The 17,724-nt window shown below is 61.1% G+C and carries 16 protein-coding genes; 6 read left to right on the top strand and 10 right to left on the bottom strand.

Annotated elements, in window-relative coordinates; genetic code table 11:
• Positions 1-86: 86 nt before the first annotated feature.
• The 6 genes from WMO66_RS00975 to WMO66_RS01000 form a co-directional block, all read right to left on the bottom strand.
• Positions 87-1,172 carry a galactose/methyl galactoside ABC transporter permease MglC gene (locus WMO66_RS00975; RefSeq protein ID WP_349134540.1) on the bottom strand — a complete coding sequence of 362 codons (1,086 nt, stop codon included), beginning with the start codon at positions 1,170-1,172 and terminating at the stop codon, positions 87-89.
• A gap of 15 nt (positions 1,173-1,187) precedes the next feature.
• Positions 1,188-2,684 carry a sugar ABC transporter ATP-binding protein gene (locus tag WMO66_RS00980; RefSeq protein WP_349134555.1) on the bottom strand — a complete coding sequence of 499 codons (1,497 nt, stop codon included), beginning with the start codon at positions 2,682-2,684 and terminating at the stop codon, positions 1,188-1,190.
• Positions 2,685-2,802: 118 nt separating this feature from the next.
• Positions 2,803-3,996 carry a substrate-binding domain-containing protein gene (locus tag WMO66_RS00985; RefSeq protein ID WP_349134541.1) on the bottom strand — a complete coding sequence of 398 codons (1,194 nt, stop codon included), beginning with the start codon at positions 3,994-3,996 and terminating at the stop codon, positions 2,803-2,805.
• 171 nt (positions 3,997-4,167) lie between these two features.
• Complete coding sequence (locus WMO66_RS00990) at positions 4,168-5,133, bottom strand: substrate-binding domain-containing protein (protein WP_349134542.1); 966 nt, start codon at positions 5,131-5,133, stop codon at positions 4,168-4,170.
• On the bottom strand, positions 5,120-6,832 hold the full coding sequence (locus WMO66_RS00995; protein ID WP_349134543.1) for a sensor histidine kinase: 1,713 nt from the start codon (positions 6,830-6,832) through the stop codon (positions 5,120-5,122). Before WMO66_RS00995 ends, WMO66_RS00990 begins: the two co-directional genes overlap by 14 nt.
• Positions 6,829-8,418 (bottom strand): response regulator transcription factor, encoded by a 1,590-nt coding sequence (locus tag WMO66_RS01000; protein ID WP_349134544.1) that lies wholly within the window; start codon positions 8,416-8,418, stop codon positions 6,829-6,831. Before WMO66_RS01000 ends, WMO66_RS00995 begins: the two co-directional genes overlap by 4 nt.
• Positions 8,419-8,579: 161 nt before the next feature.
• Here WMO66_RS01000 and WMO66_RS01005 point away from each other — a divergent pair, with 161 nt between their 5' ends.
• Entirely contained in the window at positions 8,580-9,398 is an 819-nt protein-coding gene (locus WMO66_RS01005) for a hypothetical protein (protein WP_349134545.1), read from the top strand.
• A 140-nt stretch (positions 9,399-9,538) separates the two neighbouring features.
• Here the strand turns inward: WMO66_RS01005 and WMO66_RS01010 are convergent, their stop codons facing one another.
• The gene (locus tag WMO66_RS01010) at positions 9,539-9,964 is read right to left on the bottom strand and encodes a putative ABC transporter permease (protein ID WP_349134546.1); all 426 of its coding nucleotides are present in this window, start codon (positions 9,962-9,964) and stop codon (positions 9,539-9,541) included.
• An 84-nt stretch (positions 9,965-10,048) separates the two neighbouring features.
• On the opposite strand from WMO66_RS01010, the gene WMO66_RS01015 reads away from it, so the two are divergent.
• Positions 10,049-10,270, top strand: a complete 222-nt coding sequence (locus WMO66_RS01015; protein WP_349134547.1) for a hypothetical protein — start codon at positions 10,049-10,051, stop codon at positions 10,268-10,270.
• A 363-nt stretch (positions 10,271-10,633) separates the two neighbouring features.
• On the opposite strand, the gene ade is transcribed toward WMO66_RS01015, so the two are convergent.
• The gene (ade, locus tag WMO66_RS01020) at positions 10,634-12,367 is read right to left on the bottom strand and encodes an adenine deaminase (protein WP_349134548.1); all 1,734 of its coding nucleotides are present in this window, start codon (positions 12,365-12,367) and stop codon (positions 10,634-10,636) included.
• A 171-nt stretch (positions 12,368-12,538) separates the two neighbouring features.
• Here ade and WMO66_RS01025 point away from each other — a divergent pair, with 171 nt between their 5' ends.
• Positions 12,539-13,084, top strand: a complete 546-nt coding sequence (locus tag WMO66_RS01025; protein ID WP_349134549.1) for an epoxyqueuosine reductase QueH — start codon at positions 12,539-12,541, stop codon at positions 13,082-13,084.
• Between the two features lie 24 nt (positions 13,085-13,108).
• On the opposite strand, the gene WMO66_RS01030 is transcribed toward WMO66_RS01025, so the two are convergent.
• Complete coding sequence (locus WMO66_RS01030; RefSeq protein ID WP_349134550.1) at positions 13,109-13,432, bottom strand: barstar family protein; 324 nt, start codon at positions 13,430-13,432, stop codon at positions 13,109-13,111.
• 14 nt (positions 13,433-13,446) lie between these two features.
• Complete coding sequence (locus tag WMO66_RS01035; protein ID WP_349134551.1) at positions 13,447-14,022, bottom strand: minor capsid protein; 576 nt, start codon at positions 14,020-14,022, stop codon at positions 13,447-13,449.
• 222 nt (positions 14,023-14,244) lie between these two features.
• Between WMO66_RS01035 and WMO66_RS01040 the strand changes: the two genes are divergently transcribed.
• From WMO66_RS01040 to WMO66_RS01050, 3 genes are all read left to right on the top strand, one after another.
• Positions 14,245-15,399 (top strand): D-alanyl-D-alanine carboxypeptidase family protein, encoded by a 1,155-nt coding sequence (locus WMO66_RS01040; protein ID WP_349134552.1) that lies wholly within the window; start codon positions 14,245-14,247, stop codon positions 15,397-15,399.
• A 132-nt stretch (positions 15,400-15,531) separates the two neighbouring features.
• Complete coding sequence (locus WMO66_RS01045; protein WP_349134553.1) at positions 15,532-16,086, top strand: RNA polymerase sigma factor; 555 nt, start codon at positions 15,532-15,534, stop codon at positions 16,084-16,086.
• Positions 16,083-17,306, top strand: a complete 1,224-nt coding sequence (locus WMO66_RS01050; RefSeq protein WP_349134554.1) for a hypothetical protein — start codon at positions 16,083-16,085, stop codon at positions 17,304-17,306. The genes WMO66_RS01045 and WMO66_RS01050 overlap by 4 nt, the downstream gene beginning before the upstream one ends.
• Positions 17,307-17,724 lie beyond the last annotated feature (418 nt).

The following is a 17,724-nucleotide window of genomic DNA, read 5'->3' on the forward strand; positions in this document are numbered from 1 at the left end:
TTCGCGGACGGGGGGGGCATGCCCCGCCCCTACTTTTAATATAAAAACTCCTCCGGGCAGGAGGCCCGGAGGAGCAGCTGTTGTCTTTACTTTTTGACGAGGTACTTGCGCATATCCAGAGAGCAGGCGACCAGAATGATGAGGCCCTTGATGATGTACTGCAGGCTGGAATCGATGGCAAGGAAGGTCAGCGCAGCGAAGATAATACGCAGGATGAGAACACCGAGCACGATGCCGCTGATCTTGCCGGTGCCGCCGACGAACGAAACGCCGCCGATGACGCAGGCCGCAATGGCATCGCACTCATAGTTCAGGCCGGTGGACTGCGTGATGGAGCTGATGCGCGCGCCCTCGATAAAGCCGGTCAGACCGTACATCACGCCCGCGAATGTGTGGACAAGGACCGTCGTGCGGAAGACGTTCACGCCGGAGACATTAGCAGCCTCGGCATTCGAGCCGACGGCGAACATGTTCTTGCCGAACGTCGTCTTGTTCCACAGGAACCAGGTGATGGCAAGCAGGATGATGGCATAAAGCACATACCACGGCAGGCTGACAGCGCCGATGGAGATCATCTTGCCCTTGATGAAGCTCGAATAACCGTCGGACAGGCCGGACAGCGGCTGGCCGTTGTTATCGTTGAGCATGAAGAACACGAGGATCAGGCCATAGGTGATGAGCTGCGTGGCCAGCGTGACGATGAAGGGATGCAGCTTGAACTTTGCAACAAAGAAACCGTTGACAAAGCCGATGATCGCACCGATGGCGATGACCGCAAGAATGGCGATGCAGATACCGGCCCAGGTTGGGATATTCGGCATCCAGCTGAACATTCTGCGGGCAAGGTCCGTCTTCTGCAGCAGGGCGGCAGAAAGGGCAGCGGACAGGCCGACGACACGGCCGCCGGAAAGGTCGGTGCCCGTCAGGACGATGCAGCCCGCAACGCCGAGCGCGAACGGAAGGGACGCAGCGGCCAGCGAGATGATGTTCGTGATGGAGCCGATCTTCAGGAAGTTATGGTTGACGATGGCGGTGTAGATGATGAAGATCGCCATCAGGATGTACAGCGCATTGTTCAGAATGCCGTCCGTCCAGAAGCGGCGCTTGTCGCGCCCGTCCAGCTTGCGGTAGTCCGCAGCCGTATTGCGAATTTTAGTCACAGGATTTGCCATGACCGAGGCCCTCCCTTAAACGTATTTTGCTGCCAGCCGCATGATTTCTTCCTGGCTGGTCGTTTTGGCATCCACTTCACCGGCAAGGCGGCCGCCTGACATGACAAGGATGCGGTCGCAGACGCCCAGAAGCTCCGGCATCTCGGACGAGACCATCAGCACGGTCTTGCCGCGGTTGGCAAGGTCGATGATGAGCTGATATATTTCGTACTTTGCGCCGACGTCGATGCCGCGCGTCGGCTCGTCGAGCAGCAGCACGTCCGGGTCGGTGAGCAGCCAGCGGCCGAGGATGACCTTCTGCTGGTTGCCGCCGGAGAGGCTGCGGATCTTCGTCTCCTGAGACGGCGTCTTGGTGTGCATGGCATCAATGGACCACTGCGTATCCTTCTTCATGGAGCGGTTGCTCAGCCAGATGCCGCGGCGGTGCTTTTTCAGGCTGGAAATGACCGTATTCTCCCGGATATTCAGGATGGAGAAAATACCGGTCGAGCGGCGCTCCTCCGTCAGCAGGGCAAAGCCGTTTTTGATGGACTCGCGCGCATTGCGGTTGCGGCAGGGCTTGCCGTCGAGGGTGATGACGCCGTCCTTGCGGGTCATCACGCCAAAGATGCACTCGAGCGTCTCCGTGCGGCCGCTGCCGTCCAGACCGGCCAGGCCGAGGATCTCGCCGCGGCGCGCCGTGAAGTTCACATCGCGCAGGCCGTTATACTGGCCCGTCAGGTGCTCGACCTTCAGGAAGGGCTCGCCCGGCTTGTTCGTTTTCGGCGGGAACTGATTGTTCAGCTCGCGGCCGACCATCAGGCGGATGATGTCGTTGACCTCCAGCTCGGCAGCCGGGCGGGTCGCAATCCACTGACCGTCGCGCATGATAGTGATCTCATCGGAGATGCGCTTGATCTCCGCCATTTTATGCGAAATATAAATGATGCCCACGCCCCGGTCGCGGAGCATGTTGATAATTCGGAACAAATGCTCGACCTCGTCCTCCGTGAGAGAGGAGGTCGGCTCGTCAAATACGATGACCTTCGAACGATAGGAGACCGCCTTCGCGATCTCGACCATCTGACGCTGCGAAACGGGCATCGTGCTCATGATCCGGTGCGGATCGACATTGATGCCCAGCTCGTCGAATATTTTCATGGTCTCCCGGTACATTTTGGTCTCGTCGACCACCAGTCCGAGATGCTTCGGGTAACGCCCCAGCCAGATATTATCCATAACAGAGCGCTTCAGAGCCTGATTCAGCTCCTGATGGACCATGGCCACGCCATTGTCCAGCGCCTCTCTGCTGTTCTTGAAATTGACTTCTTTGCCTTCCAGGAGGATGGTTCCGCTGTCCTTGTTATAAATGCCGAACAGGCACTTCATCAGCGTGGATTTGCCTGCGCCGTTTTCTCCCATCAGAGCATGGACGGTTCCCCGTTTCAGCGTCAGAGAAACATGATCGAGCGCCTTGACGCCCGGGAAGGTCTTCGTGATATCCGTCATCTGCAGCAAGATATCCTGATCCATATTCATTTCATGTCCTCCTTACTTCCTTGGCCTGTTTGAAAATCTGAAAAGGAGGCTGCCGCCCTGCGGCAGCCTCCCCTTTTCGATTTCGATCAGTCAGAGTTTTTATGTCCGATGCTTACGCGGTGTAGGGAGCATAAGCGACATACAGCTTCGTGGCAACGCCCTCGGCGACGCTGTACATCTCGGTGTTGCTCTCAGCCGTAGCAGCGACGGCGTCCTTCAGAGCGGTGCCTTCGCCGACAGCCTTGGCGATCTGAGCGATGGCGGCAGCCATGCCCTCGGCATCCTGCTTGACGGTGCCGGTCATCTTGCCGTTGGCAATGAGCTCCTTGGCGGAATCGGTGGCGTCAACGCCGAAGACCGGGATGGTCTTGCCGGTGCCGTTGTTGTAGCCCGCGGACTCCAGAGCGGAGATGCAGCCCTCAGCCATGTTGTCGTTGTTGCAGATGATGAGCTCGATCATGTTGTTGTTGCCCTCGTTGTACTGCGAGAGGTTCGTGTTCATGTAATCGAGTGCTGCAGCAGCGGACCACTGGCCGTTCAGGTCGACCTGATAGCCGGAGGTATTGTTGGCATCGAAGTAGACAAGCTCGGGCTTGCCGGCGGCAGTCAGGACAGCATTGGCATCCTCAACGCCGTACTGGGTGCGGTAGATGGCCTCGACGTTTGCCTCGTCGCCCTTGAACATGGCGTAGGAGATCTTGCCGTCGCCGTTCAGGTCGAGCTCGTCATAGTGCTCGAGGACGTACTCGCCGATCATCTTGCCCTGCAGATGGCCTGCCTCGGGGGCGTCGGTGCCGACGAATGCGATGTTCTCATAAGCGTTCAGGACAGAAGCGGAAGCCTCGACGCCGTCCTCATCGACTGCGCGGTTGAAGAAGATAACGGGCACATCGCCGGCCAGCTCCATGATGCCCTTCGCGGTGTCGGAAGAACCGGAGGTGACCATGTTGACGATCAGCAGGTTATAGCCGTCAGCGATTGCGGTCTGGATGGCCTCGTTCTGCGTGGTCTGGTTGCCGTTGGAGTCGAAGTCCTGATAGGTAACGCCCAGCGCGTCCAGCTGTGCATCGAGAGCGGTGCGGACGCTGGAGATGTAGGTGTCGGAATAGGTGTAGTAGAACACGGCGACCTTCAGATCGGTGCCCACAGGGGTGTCGCTGTTGTCGGTGTTGTCGTTGTTCTCAGTGGCGTCGGAAGCGGGCTGAGAAGCGTCCGTCGGTGCCTCGGTCTCGTTGCCGTTGCTGCCGCAGGCGACCAGAGCAACGACCATGACAAGGGCAAGAAGAAGCGCAAGAAGTTTTTTCATTGTCATTCATCCTCCATAAATTTCTGCGGAATCTCCGTTCCGCGTAATTAAATTTTAACAGAATTTGTACAAAAAACAATGAGATTTCTTACGCAGGAAGGGTGAAAACTTCACATTCTTTGTTTTGGATGTCAAAAACAATGCGTCGAATTTGTGCAAAATGCGCATATGTCAACCGAATGAGAACAGTGCCTTCTGATTCTCAATGGTGAACATCGTCTCCTTCGTCACGGTGCGCGTCGCCGTGTCGAGCAGCTCCGCCGTGCGGTAGGTCTGCCCGTCGAGCAGATTGCACACAGCCTCGACCCCGAGGTAGCCCATGGCATAGGGATTCTGCACGATGAGGGCCGAAACGGCCCCGCTCTGCAGCAGGTCGATGCACTTGACGTTCGTATCAAAGCCGACCATGCGCACGCGGCCCGCGAGGCCAAGGGAGTGCACGGCCATGGCCGCGCCGACGGCGATCGGCTCGTTGAAGCCGACGATCACATTGATCTCCGGGTGCTCCACAAGGAGCTGCACCGTGCGGACCTGTGCCGTCGTGGCGTCGGCGTTGACGTTGATCGTATAGATGTCCTTCACACGCGGGTCTCCCGCCAGCGCCTCGCGAAAGCCGCTCTCGCGCTCCTGCCCGTTGCGGCTGCCGAGATCAAAGTTCACGATGCCGACCGTCAGGCTGTCCCAGTCCGTCTGCAGGGCAGCGCGCCCGGCCATGCGCCCGGCCTCGACATTGTCCGTGCCGATGCGCACGCCGACGCCGTCGGAGTCCACGTCGCTGTCGATGACGGCGATCTTCAGGCCCTGCTTGGCCGCGCGGGTGATTGCCTCGGCGTTTTTCGTGTAGCTGATGGCGGAATAGACGATGGCATCTGCACCGGCAGCGACGGCTTCGTCGATAAGACGGTTCTGCTCCTCGTAGTCCTCCTCCGTCTCCGGCCCGCAGATCGTCAGATCGACGTTATACTCCGATTTTGCGGCGTTCGCTCCGGCAAAGGCAGATTTCCAGAATTCCGTGTTCGTGGATTTGGCGATGAACCATACGGAGTTCTGTGACGTGACAGTCTTGCGGCCGCAGCCCGCCGTCAGAAGCACGGCGGCCGTCAGGAAAAGTGCGGCCAGCCGTTTAGCGTTTTTCATACTCTGCCTCCTCCCGCACCTTCGGCATGCGGATATATACGCGCGTTCCCTCGTCGGGCACGCTGTCGATGGTAATGCCATAGGCCGGTCCGAAATAGATCTTCAGTCGATCGTTGACGTTCTTGATCCCGATGCCGGTGTGGTCGCTGCGCTCCTTGCGCAGGATGGCCTGCACCTGCTCCGGCTCCATGCCGGTGCCGTTATCCTCGACGGTGAACAGGATATCGTCCCCGTCCGCGCGGCACGAGATGCGGATCTCCCCCTCATCCACAAGGCCGTTGATGCCATGGTAGATCGCGTTTTCGATGATGGGCTGCAGCGTGATCTTGTTGCACAGGTAGTCCAGGCACTCCTCCTGCACGTCGAAGGAATAGGAAAACTGATTCTTATAGCGGTGGGACTGGATCTGCAGATAGCTCTCGGCATGCTGCAGCTCGCTGCGGATGGGGATGAGCTCGTGGCCGCGGCTGATGCTGATGCGGAACAGCCGCGCCAGCGCATTGACCATCTCGACGGCCTCGGCATTTCTCCCCTGCTCGCACATCCACGCAATGGAGTCGAGCGTATTATAGAGGAAGTGCGGGTTGATCTGCGCCTGCAGCGCGCGCAGCTCCGTCTTGCGCAGGTTGACCTCCTCGGCACGCACCTGCTCCATGAGGCGCTGGATCTGCACGACCATCTGTCCGAACGAATCCGACAGGGCGCGCACCTCGCGCGCACCGCCGACCGGAACATAGGTGAAATTGTCCGCAGCCTGCTCGAACTGACGCATGGCTGCCGTCAGGCCGTGCATGGGGCGGGAAAGCGTGCGGAACAGCACGAAGCTGATGATGACGGCGGCCAGCAGGATACCGATGCCGGAGGCGGCCAGAATGCGGCTGACCTCCTGCACGCTCTCGGTGATGAGCTCCTCGACGAAGCTCACACCGACAACGCGCCAATGGCTGTTTTCCAGCGAGGTGAGCGTATAGATCATGCTGCCGCTCTCGTTGCTGCCGTCCGGCAGGCCCGCGATGAGCGATGTGTTCTCCCGCTTGAGGTCGGAATAGATGAGCTGCTGCTGCGGGTGATAGATGATGTTGCCGCTCTGGTCCATCAGGAAGCAGTAGCCGTGCTGGCCGATGCCGACGTCGTTCAGGTAGGCGGAAATGCTGCTGAAGCTGATGTCCAGCGCGATCCATTCCTCGCGGCCCGGCGCATCGAGCGGCGCAACGAGCGTGACGACCCACGGATAATAGCCCTGAAAGATCGAGGCCACATGAGGCGTGGAGACATAGCCGTCGGCATAGTCGTCCATTTTATTGGGATCAAACGAAAGATTCTGATAAATCTCCGTGCGCTTTGCCCCGCGCGACCGGCAGTCCACAAGCCCGCCCGCCGCGTCATAGGTCGTGACGGCCACAACGTCCGGCCGGATCTGCAGGAAGGCGGCAAAGAAGTCGTCCCGGTCCTGCCGCGGATCCTCGAGCTTGCGCTCGAGCAGCTCCATGAGGCTGTTGACATCGTCCAGATAGTCCTCGACCGTCTTGCCTACCTGGGCGACGGACTGGCGCGCAGAGGTCTGCACGCTCCGGATGAGCGAGCGCTGATAGGTCTGCAGGAACACGGCCATGGCTCCCAGCACGATGGCCGTGATGGTACCGACGAGCGCCAGCACCAAAATGGATGTCATGCTCAGGCCGCGTCTTTTCCGCGTCATGCTCCATCGCCTCCCCGCTCGCTCTCGGCCCGGCGCAGCTGCGCGGGCGATGTGCCGTAGTATTTTTTAAAGCAGAAGCTGAAATAGTGCTGGTCGGAATAGCCGCACTGCCGCGCGACCTCGTAAATTTTCAGGCTGCTCGTCGTCAGCAGGGCGTGGGCGACCTCCATGCGCTTTTTGATAAGCAGGTTCATGAACGTGTCGCCTGCGTACTTCTTCATATTGGCGCTGAGGTAGTTCGGGCTGACGTGAAGCTGCTCGCTCACGCCGCTGAGGGAGAGGTCCTCCTCCATATACTGCTTTTCAATGGTCTCCATGGCCTGCGCACACAGCAGGCTCACGCCGTCACGCCGCCGCTCGGCCAGCAGGTCGCGCGCCGCAAGGCACAGCGCCGTGACGCGCCGCTGCAGCTCCTGCGGGGGTGAAATGGAAAACAGCGGCTCCGGGATACGGCACCGGCGCAGCAGCGCAGCCGCCTCCCCCGGCGAGACTGCCGTGTGGAGCACGCGCTGGGCCAGTGCCAGCACCTGCAGCGTCACGCTGTCGCTCTCCGCCGTGCCGCTCGATGCGCCGAAGCTCTGCACGAGCTGCTTTTCCAGCTCCTCACGGCTGCCGGAGCGCAGCAGATTGTCCAGCGGCGCCAGCAGGGCGCTGAGGTCCGTCTGCGCCGTTCCGCTCTCCGCCGCGATCTGCGAAATGTGATAGATGCCGCTCTCGCCCGCAAAGCGCTGGGCGTCCACCGCCTCGCGGCTGGCCGCGTGGCAGCGGCAAAAGCTCGTAAACGGGTGACTGATGCCCACGATCGCCCGCAGCTCCAGCACACGGGCGAAGGACTGGCGCAGCTCGTCGATGGCAAGCTCCAGTCCGCGCGGCTCCTCCTCCGCGATCAGCAGCGTCAGCAGACGTCCGCCGGAATACACGCTCCGGCTGCGGCAAAGCTTGCCAAGCAGCATGTCCACGGTATAGGCCATGTCCGGCGTCGTGCGGTTCTTGCCGTCCTGCTCCAGCCGGATGGCAAGGACCGTCAGAGAATACCGCTCCTGCCCGGCAGCCAGAATGCCCGCGCCGACCAGAGAGGCCCGCAGCGCGGGATCGTCCTGCTGCGCCTCCTCGGCAAAGCCGTCGAGCAGCAGCGGCAGCAAAAGCTCGCGCCAGCCGCTCTTTTCCGGCTTCTGCGGCAGCAGGCGGGCGAATTTCCGGCGAATCTTCCCGCGGATCTCCGCCAGTGCCTCCGTCAGCTCCCGCATGCTGATGGGCTTGAGTAGATAGCTGATGACATTATACTCAATGGCTTTCTGGGCATAGGCGAAGTCGTCATAGCCGCTCAGGAAGGCGATCTGCGTCAGCGGCCGCAGCTCGCGCACCTGCTGGGCCAGACTCACACCGCTGATATAGGGCATGCGGATGTCCGTCAGCAGCAGATCCGGCTGCAGCTGCTCGACGAGCTGCAGGGCATCAAGACCGTTCCCGGCGCTCCCGACGAGGCGGAAGCCGATCTCCTTCCACGGGATCATGCTGCACACCGCTTCGCGGAGCTCCGTCTCGTCATCCGCCACGATCACGGTCAGCAGTTCCTTCTGCTCCATGGCTGTACCCTCCTTGTCGTTTTCTTTTCATGATATCCTATCACAGGGTGCCCCGTCAAGCGAATGGCCATGATTTTTCCAAATCCCAGCAAAAAGGATAGGATTTTTGTCCCGGCTGTGCTATAATTTAATGGCTAATGTTTGAATGGGAGGCCATTACCATGAAGAGACTCGGGTCCACCCGTGCAGCCGCACTGCTCGGCATCACCGGCGGCGCAGCCGTGCTCGCAGCGATCCTGCGCTGGGTGCAGCTCAGCAACGATATCAAAAGCAACGGTGCCGTCCTGCCGGGGCGTTACCTCTATCTCGTCATCGCCGTGCTGAGCGTGGCCGTGCTGGCCGCGCTGGCCGTTCTGATCCGCCCGCTGCGCCGCCAGACGCGCTGGGAGGAGATCTTTTCCGGCGGAAAGCTGCCGAATATCCTGCACATCGCCTCGGCCGTGTGCTTCGTGATCGGCGGCGTCATGCTCTACTATGCATCCCTGCCGAAGACGGAGGACGAAGCCCTCGCCCTCACGCAGCTGCAGAAGACGATAAACCTGCTCATCCCGCTGCTCGGCGCCGTGTGCGCAGTCACGCTTGTTGCCTTTGCACGCAAGTGCCTGCGGCACGAGAAGCCCTCTCCGCTGCTGTATATGATCGTGAGCGTCTATCTGATCGTGCGCCTCATCGTGAATTTTCAGAAGTGGAGCACCGATCCGTCGCTCAACGACTTCGTCTATCACCTGTTCGCCGCCATCAGCTGCATGCTGGCAGCCTTCCAGCTCGCAGGCTTCAGCTTCGGCAAAGGCAAGCGCCGCATCACGCTGTTCTGGTCGCTGTGCGCGGTCTATTTCTCGGCCATCTCCATCGTGGACTGCCTGTGCGGCCGCGCGAACGACGCCGGCATCCAGGTCGCCCTGCTGCTGACCATGGCTGCAAGCAGTCTGCAGCTGCTGTGCAACCCCGCGCAGAACGAGCCGGAGGAAAAAACGCTCTGAAGCCCGGAAAAACACGGTGCAGGCCCCACAAAGGCCGCACCGTGTTATTTTCTGTACCGGAATATGCAAAAAACGTAGGGTACACGCATTCACGAAATGCCCGCCACAGTCAACCGGCCGTGGCGGGCATTTTTGGTCTCCTACACCCACCGCAGCTGCGGGGCCGGGGTGCCGAACAGGGCACGGCGCATGCCGCGGTCGAGCAGGATACCGATGCCGCACAATGGGAACCACAGGAGCGTGAACGGCAGGCAGATCTGCCCGAGCAGGTTGAACGGTGCGGCGGAATAGTCCCACACGCCAAGGTGCATCACGCGGTTGACGAGCACGCCCGTCCAGAATTCAAAAAACGTCACGATGCACGCGCCCAGCGCCATCTGCGCCAGCAGCGGCATACGTACGCGCCGCCCGAGGCTGCTGACCGTCCAGAAGCACAGCCCGCCCAGCAGGAACATGCTCCCGTGCGTCCACTGCCGCCACAGCAGCTCCACCGTGCAGTAGAACATCCCGCCGAGGTAGAACACCACGGCATTCTCCCAGATGCGCTGCACTCTGCTTTTTCGCATTTTGATCCTTCCCTTCTGAAATATCCTGTGGGAAGCATATCCACATCGGCGAAGATTCAAACCGGAGAATGCAAAACGGTCCCCATGCGGCCTGCCGCGAATGCAACGGTCGGCTCGCCAAACTGCGTGTTGAGCTGCGTCAGCTTCACGGTGGCATTCTTCAGGGCGCTGGTCGCCGTCTGCGACGAAGGTGACGACCGTGCCGTCCGCCTTCAGGCCGATGCTGTTGCGCGGCATCAGTGCCGTATCCTCCGCGCTGACAACGATCTGGCCGCCGCGCAGTCCTTGCAGGTCCCGTCTGCATGATGAGCTTGTTCACTCTGCGCAAAAAATCGGAGGACGCGTCTGCGTCCTCCAAATATTACTGTGCCAAGGGCAGCACCGCACCATGCAGCAAGCGCATGCGCGGGTCAAGGGCAACACCGCACAATTTAGCCGCGAGTCAGGGGCAGCCCCGCACAATTCAGCAAGAGCATTCGGCGAGAGATTTTTTGTCGAGACAAGATTTGGAAAGTGCAGGCGTACTTTGTGTACCCGCAAGGGGCATGCCGCATCCGTAAGGCGGCAAAGCCGCCAACGGCTGCGCAATACGTCAAACTTTCCGAATCGATGGATCGGCAAAAAATATCCGGCGAAGGCCGCAGATGCAATTGTGCGGGGTTGTCCAAATTAGATGTATTGCTGCTTGATAACGTCGATGACACCACGGGTCGTCAGGCGCAGGGCCGGGATGACCGGCAGCGACATGAACGACAGCGTCATGAACGGGTCGATGCCGCGGGACACGCCCAGCTCAAAGGCGCGCTCCTTCGCAGCCTCCAGCTGGTCGTTGACCTCGACAAGGCTGTCCTCGCTCATGAGGCCCGCGATCTGCAGGACGAGCTCGCCGAGCACAGTCCCGTTCTCCACAACGGTGATGCCGCCGCGGTTCTCGACGATGCGGTTGGCCGCAAAGGCCATATCCTCCTCATTCGCGCCGACGACGATGATGTTGTGTGAGTCGTGCGAGATGGACGTGGCGACCGCGCCGCGCTTCAGGCCGTAGCCCTTGAGATAGCCGATGCCGATGTGGTGCGTGTTCTTGTGGCGCTCCACGACGGCGATCTTCAAAATGTCGTTCTCCGGGTCGATGGCGCTGGCATAGCCCGCGTCCGTCGAGACGATCTCGCCGGGGACCAGCCCGATGACGCCGCGCGGACGGGCGTCGTGGAAGTCCTCCGCCGTCAGGTGGGCAACATGGAACGTGTCGTGCGCGCGCTCGACGAGGTAATCCTCGATGCGCGGGGCCTCGAAGTCATGCACCGCGCCGTTGCTGCACGTCAGCATGCCCTTGCGGAACACCATCTCCACATTAAAATCGTCGAAATTGTCGATGATCGCAAAATCGGCCAGATAGCCCGGCGCGATGGCGCCGCGGTTGTTCAGGGCGAAGTAGCGGGCGGGGTTGTGGCAGGCCGTCTTCACGGCGACGATGGGATCGATGCCGTAGTGGATGGCCTTGCGGATGAGATAGTCGATATGGCCCTTTTCCAGCAGGTCGCTCGGGTGCTTGTCGTCCGTGCAGAACATGCAGCGGTCGTAATACGGCTGTCTGAGCAGATCGACGAGTGCCTCGAGGTTGTGCGCAGCCGTGCCGTCGCGGATCATGATGAACTGGCCGTTGCGCAGCTTCGCCATGGCGTCGTCCATATCGGAGCACTCGTGGTCGGAATAGACACCCGCCGCGATATAGGCAGCCAGAGCCTTGCCGGACAGGCCGGGCGCATGGCCGTCGATCTTCTTGTGGTGCGCCTGCGCCGCAACGATCTTGGCGATGACCTCCTTGTCGCCGCCGACGACGCCGACATAGTTCATCATCTCGGCAAGGCCCTGCACGCGGGCGTGGTCATAGAACGAGTCGATGGCGCGGTAATCGAGGTTCGCGCCGGACTCGTCCAGCGGCGTGGCGGGCACGCAGCTCGGCAGCATGAAGCGCACGTCGATGGGCAGGCCCTCCGTGGCCTGCAGCATATAATCAATGCCGTCGGTGCCCATGACGTTCGTGATCTCATGCGGATCGGTAATGACCGTCGTGGTCCCGTGCGGCAAAACGGCGCGGACAAACTCGCGGGGCGAGACGAGCGAGGATTCCAGATGGATGTGGGCGTCGATGAAGCCGGGGCACACGATCTTGCCGCTGACATCATACTCCACCTCACCGGCATAGTCGCCCATGCCGACGATCTGTCCCTTGGCCACGGCAATATCCCCATGGCAAAGCTCATTGGAAAACACATTGACGTAAGAGGCATTCTTCAGCACAAGATCTGCCTTCCGGCGGCCCGTGGCGACTTCGACCAGATATTGCTTTTTCATCAGCTTCCGCTGGATCCGGGCGGCGTAGGTTTCGTTGGTATTGGCCATGCACAACATCCTTTCGTTTCTGGTTTCTGCGGGGGTGGAATTTGATACATACTACCACATTTTTTATGCGTTCGCAACCGGAATTTTCCACAAATTTCCACGCCCGATTTTGTGTGCTTGCACAAGACCCGCCTGCCGTGTATAATGGAGGCACAGAAAGGAGCTGCTTTCATGAACACCCTGCTTCACATCTGCTGCGCGCCCTGCGCCAACCAGTGTATCGACGTGCTGCGCACGGACGGCTACGCCGTCACGGGCTACTGGTATAACCCGAACATCCACCCCTTCACGGAATATCGCAGCCGCCGCAACTGCCTGCGCGACTACGCCGCCTCCATCGGGCTGCCGCTCATCGAGCGCAACGACTACGGCCTGCGCCCCTTTGTCCGCGCCGTGGCCGAGGATATCGACGGCCGCTGCGTCAAGTGCTACTCCATGCGCCTGTATGCCGCCGCGCACGAGGCCAAAGAGGGCGGCTTTGATTCCTTTACCTCCTCGCTGTTCATCAGCCCGTATCAGAACCACGAGCTGCTGCGCGAGGTCGCAGAGCGTGCCGCCGCCGAATACGGCGTGACGTTCCTCTACCGCGATTTCCGCCCGCTGTTCCGCGCCGGGCAGGAGCGTGCGCGGGAGCTTGGCATGTACATTCAGAAATACTGCGGCTGCGTCTTCTCCGAGGAGGAGCGCTATCTCAAGGCGAAGAAAATTCTGCGGTAAACGGCTGCCATGGCGGCAAGCATTTTATGCATCGACAAATTCGTAGTCGAACGGCTCGTTGAATTTTTCCCTGAATTCCTGATTTCGCTGCAGGATCCTGCGGATCATTTCAGGGAACGGGACTCCGGCCGAGTTTTTCCAGGCCGCCGGAAGCCGATTCGCTCCGACCACCGTTACCTTACCGGCCGGACACTCCTTTGACAGTACGTCCCAAAAGGCGTCCCAGTTTTTCCCGAATCCGTCCGAAAAAACAAATGCAGTCTGGATACGCCCCCAAAAATCTTCCCATCCGCCGACCCCGGTCAGGTCAACCGTCACATGCTCCGGGCACGTTTTGTCGTTTTCCATGTGGTAATCCCTCCCTATATGATCTCATAAAACGTCTCGTAATGGTCGTATGTAACAAATATCAGTCCGTCGTTTGACCAAACGATACGATGCCGATTTCTTTGTCCTTCGTAGTAGTTTATATCCGCCTCATACCAGACTCTCCCCGGCGCAGAGGGGAGGTGACCATTATCGTTACTGTAAACCCCTCCGTAAATCATCATGTCCGGTGCATATTTCCGAGGTGGTTTCCCGGGTTTATAGCCGCGGGCATACATTTCTTCCCAACTAATATCATACTCCGGCAGTCTCCCATTATATTTTATCCACCAATCCGCACCATCTGTTCCGTCTTTTGTCCCAAAGCCGGCAATTACGGAATTCATCGCGCATATTTCGCAGCGGCAATTGAAATGCAGCGGAGGCGCTGCATCCACGGTCTCGTCCATAGCATAGATTTTTCCATGCGCCGTCTTGCAGACAACGCACACTTTGATGTCGTGTTCCGTTACCCAGTGTTTCCAGCGATAGCTCTGCCCGGCAGGCGGAGCATAGAAATCGTTTTTTCCTTTTCGGAGGATCGTACCCCGCATCATTTTTTGAATCGGCATTTTCCGTCTTCCTTTCACTCTAACACAGGAATTCTGCATTTTCAATCTTTCTTTTCTGATATCATATACCATTTCTACAAAAAACCTGTCGAATCATCGGGAAAAATCTATGGATAATTGATGGAGCCGGATGCGATCCCGGCTTCCTGCACAAAAGCCGCATGGGCGTCTCTCTCCCCGCATACGCTTGTACCAAGAAACCAAGCTGGGGAGCTGATGGATATGCGAAAATGGCTGACTGCCCTTCTGGCGGCCGCGATGCTGCTGACCGCTGCGCCGCCCCTCCGTGCCGCCGGGCCGGACATCGCCGCGCCCTCCGCCATCCTGATGGATGCCGCAACGGGCACGGTGCTCTATGAAAAGAACGCCTCGGAGCGGCTGCGCCCGGCGTCCGTGACGAAGGTCATGACGCTGCTGCTCGTCATGGAAGCGCTGGACACCGGCCGCATCGGCTGGGACGACACCGTCATCGCCTCGGAGGCCGCCTGCGCCAAGGGCGGCAGCCAGGTCTATCTGGAGCTGGGCGAGGAGATGAGCATGGACGAAATGCTCAAATCCGTCGTCGTAAGCTCCGCAAACGACTGCGCCACGGCGCTGGCGGAGCATGTGGCGGGCAGCGAGAGCGCGTTCGTCGGCATGATGAACCGGCGCGCGCAGGAGCTGGGCCTGCTCGACACGAATTTTGTCAACTGCACGGGGCTGGACGATGCGCCGGAAGCGGCCGAACACCTGACAACGGCGCACGACATCGCCGTGATCTCGCGGGAGCTTCTGAAGCACGACCGCATCCGCGACTACACGACCATCTGGATGGACACGGTGCGCGGCGGGAAATTCGGCCTTTCGAACACGAATAAGCTCGTGCGCTTCTATCAGGGCACGACCGGTCTGAAGACGGGCTATACCTCGGCCGCGGGGCACTGCCTCGCCGCCTCGGCCAAGCGTGACGGGATCGAGCTCATCGCCGTCGTGCTGCACTGCGCCAGCTCCGCAGACCGCTTTTCCTCCGCCAAGGCCCTGCTGGACTACGGCTTTGCCAACTATGCCCTTGTCTCGGCCGAGATGCCCGAGCCGCTGCAGCCGGTCCCGGTCACGCTCGGGCAGAAGGCCGCCGTGCAGCCGGAGCTGCAGCAGGCCGCGCCGATCCTCATCGAAAAGGGTCTGCAGGCCGCCGTCACCCGCACGGTCACGCTGGCCGAGCGGGTGGAAGCGCCCGTCGCCGCGGGCCAGCAGCTCGGCACGCTGACCATCTCCGCCAACGGCGAGACGCTGGCCGAGATCCCCATCATCGCGCCGGAGGCCGTCGAACGGCTGACCTGGTGGGAGCTGACCTGCCGCCTGCTGCGGCGGCTGTGCATGACCATGCCGGAAGAGTAAGGCAGAAAACGTAAAAATTTCCGCGCCGCAGGACCCGAATCGGGAACCTGCGGCGCGGCTTTTCTGTCATATAGGGTGAGAGGCCTCATAACCCCGCGGCCCGGCCGCGGACGAAACCCGAAGGAGAACAGGATGGACGAAACATGGATCCTGCAGCGCTTCCTCGCACGCGATGAGGAGGGACTTGCCGCAGCCTATGCGCAGCTCGGCCCCGGCCTGACCGCCCTTGCGGCACGGATCGCCGGCCCGGAAACGGCCGAGGAATGCGTGAATGACGCCCTGCTGGCCGCATGGCAGGCCATTCCGCCGCTTGCGCCGGTGCATCTGGCGGCCTATCTGGCCAAGCTGACGCGCAATGCGGCGCTGAACCGCTATCGCGCGCAGAATGCGCAGAAGCGCGGCGGCAGCATCGTCGCCGTCTCGCTCGACGAGCTGGCGGAGTGCCTGCCGGGCGGCGAAAGCCCGGCCGACCGCGCGGAGGCGGAGGTCCTGCGCAGCGCGCTCTCCGCCTTTCTGCGCACGCTCCCGGAGCGTCAGCGGCAGGTCTTTCTGGCGCGGTATTTTTACGCCCTGCCGCTGAGCGACATCGCCGCCCGGTTCTCCATGCGGGAAAACACCGTAAAGACGACGCTGCACCGCACGCGCCGCCGTCTGCGGGACTATCTGGAACAGGAGGAACTCTTATGAGACCGGAGGATCTGTATGATGCCTTCCACGAGATCGACGATGATCTGCTGAAGCCGCTGCCCGAGGCTGCGCCGCGCCGGCATCCGGCGCTCCGCTGGGGCGCGCTTGCGGCCTGCGCCCTGCTGGCCGCAGGCGGACTGCTCTGGCTGCGGCCGTGGAAAAATGCCGCGCCGCAGTCATCTCTTGCCGTTCCCACGCTCGCGAGTGAGCCGACAGCAGGCGAACCGTCGGCTGCGGGCGAACCGGCCATTCCGGAGCCTGCGGAGCTTGTCTACGGCACGGAGCTTTTTGCCGCCGCTGCCGACATCAGCTATCCGGAGGGTTATTTTATCCGCACGCTGTCCGAGGCGCAGCTGGCCTCCATCTGGGGGCAGGAGACGCTCTGGCTGACGGACGCGGAGAACGAGGTCATCTATGACGGAAGCGGCGTTCCGTGGATCGTGCGCCTGACGGTGCAGACGGCAGACGGCACGCTCACGGCCGAGCTTTCGCCGGAGCACCTGCCGCCCGCCTGTCTGGCCGAGCCTGCTGAGGAGACGTGCGAAGTCTTCGGCGTCCCCGTGGCAGCGGCCGCAGGGCCGTCCCACGCCGTCGTCAGCTTCGTGCGCGGCGAGGGCGCAGACGCCGTTGGCATGCGCATCACGATGGAGGGGGAGCTTCCCCCGCTGCAGGAGCTTGCCGCGCGGCTCGTCACGCAGTCGCTGGAGCCGGACGGCGTGCTGCAGCTGCATCAGCTCGAAACGGCGGACATTCCCGTCTGGCGCAGTGAGCAGCTGGACGAGGAGGCGGCCTATGCCGACGAGCGCTTTGGGTGCTATCTCCCCACGGCGGTCGCCCTCCCCTTTGATCGCGCGCACCGCGAGCTGGGCGAAGGCCGCGACTGGCTGACGGCCAGCTGGAGCGCCGATGTGCAGAACCTGACGGTCACCGTCAGCCATCCGTCGGAGATCCCGACGCTCGTTCACGCGGACGAAACGGCGCGCTACGACCTGCGCCTGCCAGAGGACGGCGCAGCCGTCGACCCGGACGCGCGGAATTTTCCGGTTTTCTACCGGGAGGAGCTGACGCGGGATGTGCTGGCCGCGCGGCTGTGGCAGGGTGATTTTGCGGGCTGCTCCGGCGCGAGCTTCGGCGTGCTCGAGCCGGACGGCACCCTGCTGGAGATCAGCGTCTATGCGCAGGACCCGCTGGCGCTGCTGGGATTTTTGCTTGATGGATAAGGCTTGTGATATGGGATATCTATAGCGCGCTGCAGGGGACGGGCATGCCCTTCCCGGCGCCGCACCGGCGCAAGAAACAGACTATCGTTACAATGGTAAAACCGATTACGTCTATAGCGGCGCTCACTGCGCAGCCGTTGGCGGCTTTGCCGCCTTACGGATGCGGCGTGCCCTTTACGGGCGGCGAGCGCCTTGCAGGCTGGCAAGTTATGGAGTGACATCGTTGACCGCGCAATGCCCCCAGATTTGTCATTCCGAGGAGCGAAGCGACGTGGGAATCTCGCTGGACCCGGCTGGATAACAGGGTACTTCCGGCAAAAACGTAACTGCCTACCCGAGATTGCACCCCAAGGGCACTTCCTCGCGCTTCGCGCTCAGGGCGCCACGTCGGCCTGCGGCCTCCTCGCAATGACAAATC

The organism is Faecousia intestinalis, from assembly GCF_040096185.1.
GTDB lineage: Bacteria > Bacillota > Clostridia > Oscillospirales > Oscillospiraceae > JAZOXB01.

Excerpts from the sequence above, each read along its gene's own strand:
- WMO66_RS00990 (WP_349134542.1), bottom strand. The coding sequence starts at position 5,133 with ATGAAAAACGCTAAACGGCTGGCCGCACTTTTCCTGACGGCCGCCGTG.
- WMO66_RS01045 (WP_349134553.1), top strand. The coding sequence starts at position 15,532 with ATGGACGAAACATGGATCCTGCAGCGCTTCCTCGCACGCGATGAGGAG.
- WMO66_RS00985 (WP_349134541.1), bottom strand. The coding sequence starts at position 3,996 with ATGAAAAAACTTCTTGCGCTTCTTCTTGCCCTTGTCATGGTCGTTGCT.
- WMO66_RS00975 (WP_349134540.1), bottom strand. The coding sequence starts at position 1,172 with ATGGCAAATCCTGTGACTAAAATTCGCAATACGGCTGCGGACTACCGC.
- ade (WP_349134548.1), bottom strand. The coding sequence starts at position 12,367 with ATGGCCAATACCAACGAAACCTACGCCGCCCGGATCCAGCGGAAGCTG.
- WMO66_RS00980 (WP_349134555.1), bottom strand. The coding sequence starts at position 2,684 with ATGGATCAGGATATCTTGCTGCAGATGACGGATATCACGAAGACCTTC.
- WMO66_RS01005 (WP_349134545.1), top strand. The coding sequence starts at position 8,580 with ATGAAGAGACTCGGGTCCACCCGTGCAGCCGCACTGCTCGGCATCACC.
- WMO66_RS01030 (WP_349134550.1), bottom strand. The coding sequence starts at position 13,432 with ATGGAAAACGACAAAACGTGCCCGGAGCATGTGACGGTTGACCTGACC.
- WMO66_RS01010 (WP_349134546.1), bottom strand. The coding sequence starts at position 9,964 with ATGCGAAAAAGCAGAGTGCAGCGCATCTGGGAGAATGCCGTGGTGTTC.
- WMO66_RS01050 (WP_349134554.1), top strand. The coding sequence starts at position 16,083 with ATGAGACCGGAGGATCTGTATGATGCCTTCCACGAGATCGACGATGAT.
- WMO66_RS00995 (WP_349134543.1), bottom strand. The coding sequence starts at position 6,832 with ATGACGCGGAAAAGACGCGGCCTGAGCATGACATCCATTTTGGTGCTG.
- WMO66_RS01040 (WP_349134552.1), top strand. The coding sequence starts at position 14,245 with ATGCGAAAATGGCTGACTGCCCTTCTGGCGGCCGCGATGCTGCTGACC.
- WMO66_RS01025 (WP_349134549.1), top strand. The coding sequence starts at position 12,539 with ATGAACACCCTGCTTCACATCTGCTGCGCGCCCTGCGCCAACCAGTGT.
- WMO66_RS01015 (WP_349134547.1), top strand. The coding sequence starts at position 10,049 with ATGCGGCCTGCCGCGAATGCAACGGTCGGCTCGCCAAACTGCGTGTTG.
- WMO66_RS01035 (WP_349134551.1), bottom strand. The coding sequence starts at position 14,022 with ATGCCGATTCAAAAAATGATGCGGGGTACGATCCTCCGAAAAGGAAAA.
- WMO66_RS01000 (WP_349134544.1), bottom strand. The coding sequence starts at position 8,418 with ATGGAGCAGAAGGAACTGCTGACCGTGATCGTGGCGGATGACGAGACG.